The organism is Empedobacter sp. R132-2 (assembly GCF_030324375.1).
GTDB lineage: Bacteria > Bacteroidota > Bacteroidia > Flavobacteriales > Weeksellaceae > Empedobacter > Empedobacter falsenii_B.
Window position 1 is genome coordinate 1 of the sequence record NZ_JACAGG010000047.1, and the last position, 13,076, is coordinate 13,076.

General features: G+C 31.4%; 15 protein-coding genes. 7 read left to right on the plus strand and 8 right to left on the minus strand.

The genetic code is table 11. The features are described 5' to 3' along the window. Nucleotides 1-390 precede the first annotated feature (390 nt). From HXZ69_RS14215 to HXZ69_RS14225, 3 genes are all read left to right on the plus strand, one after another. Nucleotides 391-981 (plus strand): hypothetical protein, encoded by a 591-nt coding sequence (locus tag HXZ69_RS14215; RefSeq protein WP_306822325.1) that lies wholly within the window; start codon nucleotides 391-393, stop codon nucleotides 979-981. After that, nucleotides 982-1,845 carry a hypothetical protein gene (locus HXZ69_RS14220; RefSeq protein WP_219035105.1) on the plus strand — a complete coding sequence of 288 codons (864 nt, stop codon included), beginning with the start codon at nucleotides 982-984 and terminating at the stop codon, nucleotides 1,843-1,845. Nucleotides 1,846-2,366: 521 nt separating this feature from the next. Further along, complete coding sequence (locus tag HXZ69_RS14225) at nucleotides 2,367-3,122, plus strand: acyl-CoA desaturase (RefSeq protein WP_286496360.1); 756 nt, start codon at nucleotides 2,367-2,369, stop codon at nucleotides 3,120-3,122. Between the two features lie 34 nt (nucleotides 3,123-3,156). Here HXZ69_RS14225 and HXZ69_RS14230 read toward each other — a convergent pair whose 3' ends face one another. The 7 genes from HXZ69_RS14230 to HXZ69_RS14260 form a co-directional block, all read right to left on the minus strand. Further along, complete coding sequence (locus HXZ69_RS14230) at nucleotides 3,157-3,765, minus strand: class I SAM-dependent methyltransferase (RefSeq protein ID WP_286496361.1); 609 nt, start codon at nucleotides 3,763-3,765, stop codon at nucleotides 3,157-3,159. Beyond that, on the minus strand, nucleotides 3,765-4,601 hold the full coding sequence (locus tag HXZ69_RS14235; protein WP_286496362.1) for a UbiA prenyltransferase family protein: 837 nt from the start codon (nucleotides 4,599-4,601) through the stop codon (nucleotides 3,765-3,767). The genes HXZ69_RS14230 and HXZ69_RS14235 overlap by 1 nt, the downstream gene beginning before the upstream one ends. Before the next feature lie 87 nt (nucleotides 4,602-4,688). Then, the gene (locus HXZ69_RS14240; RefSeq protein ID WP_038331524.1) at nucleotides 4,689-5,375 is read right to left on the minus strand and encodes a LytR/AlgR family response regulator transcription factor; all 687 of its coding nucleotides are present in this window, start codon (nucleotides 5,373-5,375) and stop codon (nucleotides 4,689-4,691) included. Next, nucleotides 5,368-6,408: a sensor histidine kinase gene (locus HXZ69_RS14245; protein ID WP_286496363.1), complete on the minus strand. Its 1,041-nt coding sequence runs from the start codon at nucleotides 6,406-6,408 to the stop codon at nucleotides 5,368-5,370. The genes HXZ69_RS14240 and HXZ69_RS14245 overlap by 8 nt, the downstream gene beginning before the upstream one ends. Nucleotides 6,409-6,535: 127 nt before the next feature. Further along, complete coding sequence (locus tag HXZ69_RS14250) at nucleotides 6,536-6,913, minus strand: hypothetical protein (protein ID WP_280037663.1); 378 nt, start codon at nucleotides 6,911-6,913, stop codon at nucleotides 6,536-6,538. Beyond that, a complete protein-coding gene (locus tag HXZ69_RS14255; RefSeq protein WP_286496364.1) occupies nucleotides 6,900-7,706 on the minus strand; it encodes a dioxygenase family protein in 807 nt (268 codons plus the stop codon). Before HXZ69_RS14255 ends, HXZ69_RS14250 begins: the two co-directional genes overlap by 14 nt. Nucleotides 7,707-7,726: 20 nt before the next feature. Beyond that, a complete protein-coding gene (locus HXZ69_RS14260; protein WP_286496365.1) occupies nucleotides 7,727-8,362 on the minus strand; it encodes a hypothetical protein in 636 nt (211 codons plus the stop codon). A gap of 152 nt (nucleotides 8,363-8,514) precedes the next feature. On the opposite strand from HXZ69_RS14260, the gene HXZ69_RS14265 reads away from it, so the two are divergent. The 4 genes from HXZ69_RS14265 to HXZ69_RS14280 all read left to right on the plus strand — a co-directional run bounded on the left by HXZ69_RS14265 (nucleotide 8,515) and on the right by HXZ69_RS14280 (nucleotide 12,483). Beyond that, a complete protein-coding gene (locus tag HXZ69_RS14265; RefSeq protein ID WP_038331757.1) occupies nucleotides 8,515-9,228 on the plus strand; it encodes a CoA transferase subunit A in 714 nt (237 codons plus the stop codon). Nucleotides 9,229-9,234: 6 nt separating this feature from the next. Continuing rightward, a complete protein-coding gene (locus HXZ69_RS14270; protein ID WP_219035112.1) occupies nucleotides 9,235-9,891 on the plus strand; it encodes a 3-oxoacid CoA-transferase subunit B in 657 nt (218 codons plus the stop codon). An 89-nt stretch (nucleotides 9,892-9,980) separates the two neighbouring features. Next, entirely contained in the window at nucleotides 9,981-12,266 is a 2,286-nt protein-coding gene (locus tag HXZ69_RS14275) for a GH92 family glycosyl hydrolase (protein WP_221855892.1), read from the plus strand. A gap of 85 nt (nucleotides 12,267-12,351) precedes the next feature. Beyond that, on the plus strand, nucleotides 12,352-12,483 hold the full coding sequence (locus HXZ69_RS14280) for a hypothetical protein (protein WP_257468234.1): 132 nt from the start codon (nucleotides 12,352-12,354) through the stop codon (nucleotides 12,481-12,483). A gap of 46 nt (nucleotides 12,484-12,529) precedes the next feature. On the opposite strand, the gene HXZ69_RS14285 is transcribed toward HXZ69_RS14280, so the two are convergent. Next, the gene (locus HXZ69_RS14285) at nucleotides 12,530-12,964 is read right to left on the minus strand and encodes an FKBP-type peptidyl-prolyl cis-trans isomerase (RefSeq protein WP_125350278.1); all 435 of its coding nucleotides are present in this window, start codon (nucleotides 12,962-12,964) and stop codon (nucleotides 12,530-12,532) included. Between the last annotated feature and the right edge of the window lie 112 nt (nucleotides 12,965-13,076).

The window sequence follows — 13,076 nt, forward strand, 5'->3', positions numbered from 1 at the left end:
TTTTTGAGTTTAATAATAATTTACAATTTTTAAAAAATGTAGCTTAACTTACACTGGAAAATTCAGGGGGATATCCACAGTACAAATTATTGTCAATCAAATTAGAAGTTTCTAATTATTTCATCTTTTTATAAACAGTGATTAAATATGAAAACTACCTCAACTAAGTAAAGAGAACATTATATATTGATATTTAATTTTCTTGAAATTCCTTTCAAAATATTTAATGACAACTTCATCTTTTCATTTTTAAAATAGTATTTTGCATAGATGAATATTTTCTCGTATCATATCGCAAAGCTTAGCTATTTTCAAGCTTTTAAATTGATGTTTTTTCCTTTGAAAACAAATAAAATAAATGGTTTGAAACATTCCGAAACGATGTCCACAATGAAATTAGGTTCGCCCATTTTTTCGAAAACAAGGATTTTCAATCAAACTATTATTGTATTTGCACAATGGGAAGATGAAAAATCACTCGAAAATTTTCTAAAATCCAATTCATACGGAAAACTTTTGACGAAAGGCTGGCATGTTCGATTAGATTTTTTGAGACAATGGGGAAATATTTCTGGTTTTCAAATTCCGACAAAAAATATCGAGGTAAATATGACAAATGAGCCTGTTGTTGCGGTAACAATTGCGCGAATGAAATACACAGAAATTCCTCGTTTTCTGCGCTGGGGAAGACTAGTCGAGAAATTAGTTCGTGATCACAAAGGCACAACACTTTCTTTGGCTTCTATTCGATATCCCAATATTATTTCGACATTTTCGATCTGGAAATCTCAATTAGAAATGACAAATATGGTAAATGGACATAGCAAAATATCTGATCCAAAAAGACACGCTAACGCAATGAAAGAGCGTAATCGAAAGGATTTTCATTTTGAATTTACAACTCTCCGGTTTAAACCAATTTCTGAACATGGACAATGGAATAATTGCGAATCTTTTCTTCCAAAAAAAGAAAATATTTAGATGAATTTAGCTTTTACAATGCAAAAATTTCAGGATTGGTTTACGCAACAATGGGTGATTCTTTGGGGAAGAAAAATTAATCCTACAGATTATCCGTGGTTGATTGCTCCTTTCGGAGAATTGAACGGAATTGGCGAAGAGTTTATTTATCAATTAGCAAAAAATGAAAATTTAATTGTCACTCGAAATTCAACTTCAAAAGGATTATTAAGATCTATTCATGAATTGAATTTCACTGATAATCAACTTGAAATTCTACCAAAAAAAGTGATCGATTTTTATGAATCTACAGCAAATTATGATTTAGAATTCAATGTAAAATGGAATCCTTATTTTTCATTTTTTGGTTATTTGGTCAACCGATTATTTAGTCAGCGAATTAATCAATTAAATATTCCGACAAAAAATATCGCGCAATCTGAAGATTTAGTAAGTGAAATTATCACACTAAATCATCCGCAAAACAACGAAATTATTTATACCATTTGGTTGAGAAAATTCAAAACTTCGGGTAAAGTTATTTATTCGGGAATTTACGGGACGTGTACACTTCCTTCTGGCAAAACCTGTATCAAAGCTGTTTTTCCTTTACCAAAAGGCAATGCAACAGTTATTATGAGTCCTAGAGTCAGTCATGAGAATGAATTGATTTTAGATTCGAGCGGAAAACAATTTGGAGATGCTGGTTTCTACTTTTTATTGAATGATGCTAAACACAATTATTGGGCTCAATTTATATCTTCATTTACCGATCAATTAATTGTAAAAGAAAAAGATAATCATTTACAAGCAATTCAAATTCTAAAACTTTGGGGATGTAAAGTTTCACTATTTACATATCGCATTCAGAAGAAAACCAAATAAAACGATTTCTTCACATGACTTTACAAATACTTTTAATTAGCTTTATAAAATGAATCATTCAGAACTATTTTACAAAGTTGATATCGTTGTGATTGGAAGTCGTTCAATTATTAGACGAAATCTCAAAAGCTACCGATGCAACATAGGTAAAAAGAAGATCACTCGATTTTAGAGATAACAAATTCACCGAAGAATTAGGGCAAGAAGCCGTAGCAATTGTAGATAAACGTGTGAGAGAAGGCTTGCCCATTCAATGGGTGCAAATAGAGCTGGTGCAGCAATTGCAAGAGAAATAATTGCTTATTTAGGTGTGTAACTTTAACATTTATTTAATCAATGCATTTAGTATTAAATATTTACACGTAAAAACCTTACTAACAAATGGATAATTTATTTGATTAAAGTCTATTAAAAATTAAATTTTTTCATTATAAATAATCAATAATTTTATGAGTTCTATGATTTTAATTAGTGGAATTCACAATCCTAGCGATTATATTTGTAAAAATTTAAAATTAGTAATGACAGCAGTAATCATTATCTTTGTTATACATTGGTATGCTTCTTTATTTTTCCAAACTTTTTTTCATCACCGATATGCATCACATGCAATGTTTACGATGTCAAGAGCTTGGGAAAAAATATTTCACGTTTTAGCGTGGATTTTTCAAGGTTCATCTTATCTAAGTCCCTATACATACGGGGTTATGCACAGACATCACCACGCGTATGCAGACACAGAAAAGGATCCACATTCGCCACAATATGATCCAAATTTCTTTGCGATGATGTGGAGAACTCGTATTGTTTACAACGAAATTGACCACGATAAAACACAAGTTTTAGAAAAATTCAAAAAAGGTGTTCCTTCTTGGCGTTCTTGGGATAGATTTGCTGGAAATAATGCTGTACGTTTAGCTTGGGTAATCATTTACATATTAATTTATGTTGCTGTTGACGCTCCACTTTGGACGTATTTTGTATTCATTCCGATGCAAGTTTTGATGAGCCCACTACATGGTGTAATCATCAACTGGTTTTCACACAAATTAGGTTACCGTAATTACGATGTTGGAGATACTTCGACAAACTTGATGCCGATTGACTGGTTAATGTGGGGAGAATGTTTACATAACAATCACCATAAATTTGGCGGACGTCCTAATTTCGCAGTTAAGAAATGGGAATTCGATCCAATGTATCCATGCATTTGGGCAATGAATAAAATGAATATCATTCAGTTCAAAAAAGGTAAATTAGACACCGATTATATGTAAAATAAAAGCGATTCAATAAATTGAATCGCTTTTTTTATTTCTTTTGATAAACGATACTTTCTATATATTTCTTGAAAAAGAATTTGTGTTCGACGATTTTAAAATTGGGTAGAAAACTTTGATACATTTTAGGCAATTGAGAAATATCCAAACCAATAACAATTCTAAAAAAGCTCAACATCACATTCGTCACACTTTTTTGCCAACCTTTCTGATTTTGTACAAAATCAACATAAAACCACAAACCTCCTACTTTCAAATACGAATTTAATTGACTAAATAATTCTTCTGCTTTGGATTGATTAAAATGATCAAACAAAAAAGTAGTCATCACCACATCATATTTTTTATCCGTTTCGAAATCAAAAATATCCGCAACAATAAAATTTATATTTAAATTCGACGTTTTTTCTATTTTCGCTAAATCAATCATTTTCGAAGAAAAATCAACATAATCTATATCCAATTTTAGATTTAACTTTTCTATTTCAGCGATAAATTTTCCCGCTCCTCCTCCAACCAACAAGATTTTATCATTCTTTTTCAAATATTTTAAAATCACAAAATGAGCTTGATGTTGACGATTTAAAAAAATCAACTGGCTCAACGAATGATAATATGGCGCAATAAAATTGTAATTCATTATTCGAATAAAATTACGCTTAAAATTCCACAAATTGCTTTCAACAAAATCATTCCATCAATCGCAATTAAATAATATAAAATGGCTTTTGGACGATTGAGTTTAAAGGCGAAAATAGCTAAAAAAACAATCGGAATTAACATAAACAATATGCGGTGAAGTGGTAATCCATAACATATTCCGAAGATTACAAAACTCAAAAATCCTAGAAATATTAAGGGTAAAATAATGCGGTTTAACGTAAAATGATAACCATATTTTACAACAAAGGTTTTTAAATTTCGGTTGCTATCATCTTCATAATCTTTCAAATCAAACAAAATCGCATTCACAACGCAATACATAAAGGTTTGAGAAAATAGAAAATAGAATTTTGCATCAATGACATAATGCGTTTCATTCTTCAACATCAAAAATAAAACAGGTAAAAAAACGGTTGTAATCGCCCAAGTCCAGCCAATTAAAAATGGTTTTAACAACATCGTTTTACGTAATGAAATTCCTAATTTTAAATCATAATAACCAAAGGATAAAACTGTCGTAAAAAATAAAACAGCCAACCATTTCCAAGTTAATATTTCGTAATTCGGTAAACAATTTAGTGCTAAAATAATTCCAGAAACTAAAGCGATTACGGCTAAAATAGCGGTATAAATACAAACAGATTTACGATGAGTAATGTAAAACTGAGTTCTTGGATTACTTGATGATTTTAAAGATTTTGGAATTCTGTAGGCATACAAATAAAACAATACGGTAATGGTGCTAATAAAAGCGTAATACGCAATTGAATTAAACGGTAAACCAATTTTGATATTCGTCTCTATATTGAGCACGATAGAAAGTAGAATTAAAAAAAAATTGGAAAAAAAAATGTTTACGATAAATCGACTAATCACTTTTTTTTCCATTTTCTTAACCTCTTAAATTTTGAAAAATTCTAGAATGACATTTTTATACGTTTCACCAATCGGAATTTCTTCGTCTTTCAAATATAAGACTTTATTTTGAATTGATTTCACTTTTTTTATCGAAACGATATAAGATCGATGAACTCGGACAAAAAGTTGATCGGGCAGTTTTTCTAAGATAGATTTCATCGATATTCGAGCAGTAATTCGTTTTCCGTTTGCGAGATGAATTTTTACATAATCGTCCAAACCTTCAATAAAATCAATTTCATCGTAGGCAATTTTATTCAATTTATAATCGGCTCTAATCGTCAAAAAATCTTTGTCTTCATTCAGTTTTTTATCCACCAAAATCAACACTGCTTTATTCACTGCTTCTTCAAATCTATCGTAATCTATCGGTTTCAACAAATAATCTATCGCCGCAACATTAAAACCATCAACCGCATATTCTGCAAAAGCCGTAGTAAAAATAACAGGAATTTTCTTTTCTAAATTTTTGTAAAATTCCATTCCATTCGTACGCGAAATCTGAATATCCAAAAACATCAAATCGATTGGAAATTGATTGATATATTTCTGTGCATCTTTCAAATTTGAGAATGTTTTCACTAACTCGACATGTTCATTTCTCGAACAATAATTTTCGATTACCATTAATGCTAAAGGCTCGTCATCTATCGCAATTACTTTAATCATTCAAGAAAATTTTTAGTTCAACAATAAATTTAGATAAATCATTATGAATAGTTAATTTATAATGATTTGTATAAAAATAATCTAACCTCTTTTTCGTATTCTTCAAACCAATTTCACTTTTTTCAGTTTCAGGAGTTACCTCTTTCGAAATGGTATTTTCTACGTTCAAAAATAGTGTTTGTTGCTCAACTTTTATCGAAATAATGACAGGTTCCGAAGCTTCATCAATCACACCATATTTAAATGCATTTTCGATAAAATTAATTAAAATTAATGGCGAAATTCTTAAATCTGCAGAATTTCCTTCGACCTCAAAAATAACAGATTCTTTGTTCGTTAATCTCAATTTTTGCAACTCAATATAATTCTTTATATAATCTAAATCTTGTTGCAAAGGCACAAAATCTTTGGAAGAATCTGAAACTACAAATCGCATCATTTTGGATAATTTCATCACCGCATCCGAAGCAGAATCTGACTTTTGAAGCGTTAAAGCATAAATATTATTCAACGTATTGAACAAAAAATGAGGATTAATTTGCGCTCTTAAATAAGCAATTTCCGACAATTGTTTCTCATTTTTCATTTCCTGAAAACGTTTATTTTGACGAATAAAAAGCGAAACAATCGCCATCATCGAAAACATAATAATTTTCGGACTCCACATCATAAAATCACGTGGCGGTTTTCGAGGTTCAAAACGATCAAAAGGCGGAGCTTTTGGTGGAACTTTGTTAAAATGAAACGCAAATTCTGGAAATTTGTACACCACAAAAAAGAAAATGATAAGAACAATGATGTAGAAAAAATAACGTTTCTGAAAATATAATTTTGGAATTAACACAAAATAATTCACCAAAAAGAACATTAACAACAAGATATTTTCGAAAAGCATTCGCTTGAAAAAACCTGTTTTGAAAATAGATTGATCGCTCGAAAAATTTGGCGCAGCAATAAATGGAATCAACAGAAAAATAATTGAAACTATACTGAAAATAACGATTTCTCTCTTTGTAATTTTTACTTTATTCATCTTGTAATTCAATTGAAACAATAGAAAAATGTTGTCTATTTGGAATCATCAACGTTTTTATATTTTCATTTAACTCTTCATCCAAAGAAATTAAATAATGATTGTTAACCTCTCCAAAATAAAAATATTATTTGGTATAAAACGTAAGCGCAACCTTGTGATTTGCGTGATTTTGATTAGAAGAATTTATAACATCCAACTCGAAATCTACAAAATTAAGGTAGATTTTGTTCAAATTATCTGTGATTTGATACAAATTTCCTTCCAATTGTTCGATATACGGAATAGTCGCCATTCCTACCAAATAATGCAATTGCTCTGCTTTTTTATTTTGGCGCAACAATTCTCGAAAAGTTTCTACTTTATGCATTTCTTGTTGAAAAAGTTGCTCTTGCAAATAATACTCTTTGTACGTCGCATGAAAAACATATTTCTCCCAAATTGACGTTGTCGAAGCATCAATCACTAAACGATAAGCAAACTGAACTTTTTTAATTGTTTTCATCTTTTGGTTTTCTATCAAAAGGAGGCATTCCATCTGGAGGTGGAGGAATTCCTGGCCCTCCGCCCGTCGGCTCTTTTGCTTTCTCTATATTTTCTGTAGAAATTACAATATCTGCCTCAATTGTATATCCTTTTTCTAAACTTCCGCTCACTTTTGCCAATTGATTTCCGTCTGTATCATCTGTAAAAACATTGTCATTCTCATTGTACGTATAGCCATTCAAACCTTTTGTATAACCATATTCTTTGGCTGAATTTACAATTTCTACAACAGAATTTTCACCTTCTGGAAAAGCGATTTGAGTCACTTTTAATGATTTTCCTTTTTGATCGTAAATATGAACATGGATATGCGTTGCGCGACTTTCGTACCAACCTGGGAAAATAGAATTAAATTCAACATTTCCATTTTCATCGGTTACTTGTCTACCTCTCAAAAATTTATACGATTTATAATCGGTTGGTTGCATTCGTATTCCGCCATATTGCGAATAATTTCCATCTTTATCACAATGCCAAATATCAACAATCGCGCCTATTAAAGGTTGACAGCTTTCATCAACATTGGTTACATTAATTTTGATTGTCGCCTCTACTCCTGTTCGATCGCCTTTTATATTTTTTGATAAAAAATCTTCTGGCTTTTTTGTAGGAAATGGACCTTCTGTTTCAGAGGCCCATACTTCACAATCATTTACAACAGTAGAATCTTTGCAACTCATCAACACTTTTGGAACAATTAAACTTGCTCCTAATAATCCTAAACTATTTTTTATAAAATCTTTTCTTTCCATTTTGTTAAGTATTTTTAACATTAGTAATCAATTACCATTAACAAAGAATTTTCGCTCAACGATTCAAATTCAACATTCTCATCAGATCTTATTTGTAATAAATCTCTTGATTCTATTAAACGATTGTGAACTTCAAAAATACCTGTCAAAGAAATGATTAACCAACTTCTTTCGTTTCTTTTGAATGGTAATTCAGATTCTTTTCTCAAGTCAAATTTTCCTAAAAAAACATTAAACAAATCATGTCGGATTATTTTCTCTAAACGATTCTCTCTATCCAAATCAATTGGAACAATCATTTTAGCAATTTGCTGTTTTTCTTTTACGATGAATAACGCATAGAAATAAGAAAAATCGTGGCTCAAATCGCCTTCTATTTCTATTATAGTTCCTTTTTCTAAGTAATAAACAAATGATTGATTGACTTCAATTTTCCAATTAAAACCATTCATATTCAAGCGAATATTATTCAATAAAGGCATTAAAATAATATAACCACTTTCTTTAATTACTTTTTGATAAGTACCCATTCCGCTTAACGCAACATCATCAATAAAAGCAAAATCCAAAATCGGATTTGTATCATTTAAAGCATTTATCCTAATAAATTTATTTTCAAATAAATTTCGATTCTCAGCCTTGCACAACTTTATCATGTCCTCATATAATCTTCTAAACAAAAGTATATATCGATATTTTGTTATCTAAATTTAAGAGGTTAACCTAAGATTTTTGTAGGTTAATTGAAATATGAATGGTTTTTATTTATCTTTAACATTAGAATTATATTTGATCAAACACAACAAAAATGATAAACAAAAAAGTAAACAGCATCGAAGAAGCGCTACAAGGCGTAGAAAGCGGAATGACGCTTGCTGTTGGAGGCTTTGGACTTTCTGGAATTCCTGAAAACTTGATTCAAGGATTGGTAGACAAGAAAATCAATAACCTTACGTGTATTAGTAACAATGCAGGTGTAGACGATTTTGGTTTAGGATTATTATTACAAGGACGACAAATCAAAAAAATGATTTCTTCTTATGTTGGAGAAAATGCAGAATTTGAACGTCAAATGCTTTCAGGTGAATTAGAGGTTGAATTGATTCCGCAAGGAACTTTAGCTACTCGCTTAATGGCTGCTGGTTATGGAATGCCTGCAATTTTTACGCCTGCTGGAGTTGGAACTGAAGTCGCTGAAGGAAAAGAAATCAGAAAATTTACCTTTCACGGAATCGAAAAAGAATATTTGTTAGAATATGCTTTCGAGCCTGATTTTGCAATTGTAAAAGCGTGGAAAGGTGATACAGCGGGGAATTTAGTTTTCCGTGGTGCAACAGCAAATTTCAATCATCCAGCTGCTATGTGTGGAAAAATTACGATTGCCGAAGTGGAAGAATTGGTAGAAATTGGAGAATTAGATCCAAATCAAATTCATACGCCTGGCGTTTATGTCAATCGAATTATTCAAGGTGCGAAATACGAGAAACGTATCGAAAATAGAACTGTTCAACCTAAATCATAAAAGAAAATGTTAGATAAAAATGGTATTGCAAAACGTATTGCAAAAGAAGTACAAGACGGATTTTATGTGAATTTAGGTATCGGAATTCCGACATTGGTTGCTAATTATATTCCCGAAAATGTAAATGTTGTTTTACAATCAGAAAATGGATTATTAGGAATGGGACCTTTCCCTATCGATGGTGAAGAAGATCCTGATTTTATTAATGCTGGTAAACAAACAATCACCACTTTGCCCGGATCAGCTTTCTTTGATTCGACGATGAGTTTCGGAATGATTCGCGCACGAAAAATCAATTTAACAATTCTTGGCGCAATGGAAGTTTCGGAGAATGGAGACATTGCCAACTGGAAAATTCCTGGAAAAATGGTAAAAGGAATGGGCGGTGCAATGGATTTAGTAGCTTCGGCTGATAATATTATTGTAGCCATGCAACATGTGAACAAAGCAGGAGAATCTAAACTTCTAAAAGAATGTACACTTCCTTTAACAGGAATAAAATGTGTCAAAAAAATTGTTACTGAATTAGCTGTTTTAGAAGTTTTACCAGAAGGTGGTTTCAAATTATTAGAGCGAGCACCAGGAATTTCTGTGGAAGACATCAAAAATGCAACTGAAGGAAAATTAATTATTGAAGGAGAAATTCCCGAAATGATTTTATAAAAAATAAAGATTCGAAAGGAAAGTTAAAAAGCTTTCCTTTTTTTATGCTCGATTTGTTTAACTTTATTCAAATTAATACTTAAAAATCGATGCAAACAAAATTAGTAATCGCTCTACTTTCACTCAATTCTCTTGCTTTTGCGCAGCAACAGAATTTAGTAAAATATGTCAATCCCATGATTGGAACAGAAAAAATGGGACATACTTTCCCTGGCGCAACTGTTCCTTTTGGCGCTGTTCAATTAAGCCCAGAAACAGATTCTATTCCTTATGCTATCAACCACAAATACAATCCAAAAGTTTATGATTATTGTGCGGGTTATCGTTTTGAAGATAAAACAATAACTGGATTTAGTCATACACATTTTAATGGAACAGGACATTCTGATTTGGGTGATTTCTTAATTATGCCAACCGTTGGAAAATTAAAATTAAATCCCGGAACTGCTCAAAATCCTGATAGCGGTTATCGTTCTCGATTTTCGCATCAAAACGAAACTGCCGAAACTGGATATTACAAAGTCAAATTGGATGATTATAATATTTGGGCAGAAATGACCGCTTCTACTCGAGTTGGTTTTCATCAATATACATTTCCAAAATCGATTGATTCGCATATTATTTTGGATTTGAATGCTGGAATTTATAATTATGATGACAAAAATACATGGACGTATGTTCGCGTGGTGAATGACACATTGATTACGGGTTATAGACAAACACGAGGTTGGGCAAGAAATAGAACGGTTTATTTTGCGATGACTTTTTCAAAACCATTTAAAAATTATGGACAGAAAAATGAAGACGGACAAGTTGATTACAAAGGTTTTTGGCGTAAATGGAACGAAACTCAGAATTTTCCATTAATCGAAGGAAAAAAGATCAAAATGTATTTCGATTTTGATACAGAAAAAGATGAAAAAGTAAAAATCAAATTTGCGATTTCTCCAGTCAGTCAAACCAATGCGTTAGAAAATCTGACAACAGAAATTCCACATTGGAATTTTGAACAAGTGCGTAACGAAGCAAAAGAAAATTGGAACAAGGAATTGAATCGAATTCAGATTAAAGCTTCAGAAAATGATAAAATAAATTTCTATACAGCGATGTATCATACCTTCATCAATCCGACAACTTATATGGATGTGAATGGGCAGTACAAAGGTTTGGATCAAGAAATTCATCAAGCCAAAGATTTTACAAATTACACCACTTTTTCACTTTGGGATACCTATCGTGCACTGCATCCGTTGTTCAATATCATTCAACCAAAACGCAACAATGACATGGTAAAATCGATGATGAAACATTATGAGCAAAATCCAATAAAAATGTTGCCAATTTGGTCGCATTATGCCAACGAAAACTGGTGTATGAGCGGCTATCATTCTGTTACAGTTGTTGCAGATGCGATTGTAAAAGGTGTTTATAACGAAGATGCAAATGCTGCTTTGGACGCGTGTATTGTTACGGCAAATAAACGTGATTATGAAGGAATTGGCGATTATATCGACAAAGGTTATATTCCAGCTGAGAAAAATGGTACATCAATTTCGAATACGTTAGAATATGCTTTCGATGATTGGTCGATTGCGCAAGCTGCAAAAAAATTGAATCGAATGGATGTATATGAAACATTTATGAAGCGTTCTGAGAATTGGAAAAATAATTATGATACTTCGATTGGATTTATGCGTCCTCGATTAGCGGATGGAAGTTTCAAGAAAGAATTTGATCCATTGAATACACATGGACAAGGTTTTATTGAAGGAAATTCGTGGAATTTTAGCTTTTTTGTTCCTCAAAATCCAAATGGATTAATTGAAGCAATGGGTGGAAAAAAGAAGTTTGGAGCAAAATTGGACAAATTATTTACGATGCATTTGCCTGACGAATATTTTGCGGAAACAGAAGACATTACGCGTGAAGGAATAATTGGAGGTTATGTTCATGGAAATGAGCCGGCACACCATGTTGCGTATTTGTATAATTGGGCGGGACAAGCGTGGAAAACACAAGAAAAAATCAGAATGATTTTGGATATGCAATACAAGCCAACGCCTGATGGTTTGGGTGGAAATGATGATACTGGACAAATGAGTGCATGGTATATTTTTAGTGCTTTAGGTTTTTATCCTGTTCAGCAAGGATCGACAGATTACGCAATTGGGAGTCCTTTGGTAGATCATGCTATATTGAATTTAGAGAATGGAAAACAATTTGAAATTGAAGTGAAAAATCAATCGAAGAAGAATGTTTACATCCATAAAATAGAGTTGAACGGAAAGAGTTTTTCATCTTTTAATTTGAATCATTTTGATATTGTTAATGGCGGAAAAATCATTTTTTATATGAGTGACAAACCTAAAAAATAAACGTTAAATATTTTATAATTAAATAAATAAGTTTGACTACTTGAGGAATAATGATTAATTTAAATCAAATTTAAAACCAAGAAAAATGGCTAAAAAGGCAAAAAAAGAAGAAAATCATTTACAAGTTTTAGTGGATAAATTAAAAGATCCAAAACATAAACAATTAGTTCAAACGAATCGTTTAAAGAAAAAACGTCGCAATAACGCAAAAAATTAAGCATAAAAAAACCTCCAAAATTTGGAGGTTTTTGTTTTTTAATATTTTATAAAATCCCCATCAACTCTACTTCAAAGATCATGGTAGAATATGGTCCTAATTCTTTTGAAATTTCGCGATCTTTATAACCAATTTCTGGTTTTACAACAAATCTAAATTTACTTCCAACTGGCATTAATTGTACTCCTTCCGCCCATCCTTTTATTACATTTTCCAAAGGAAAAGCGGCTGGCTTCTTACGTTGAACCGAACTATCAAAAACTTCACCTTTGATATTTGTTCCATGATAATGACACAAAACTGTATCGGATAAAGTTGGCTTCACTCCTTCGCCCAATGTGATTATTTCGTACAATAATCCGCTTTCAGTTTCGGTTACACCTTCTTTCAATTTATATTCTTCTCGAAAAGCTAAACCTTCAGTTTTATTCTTTTCAATCAATTCTTGTTTGCGTTTTAGTAATAATTCAGCTACTCCCATACCACAAATTTAAAAGGAATATTTTTAATTATAGCATATCATTAGCGTCCTAAACGTTAAAAGAAAGCGTAAAAAAAGCGCGTAAATTTCGGATCTCAAATTATCTTTGAGT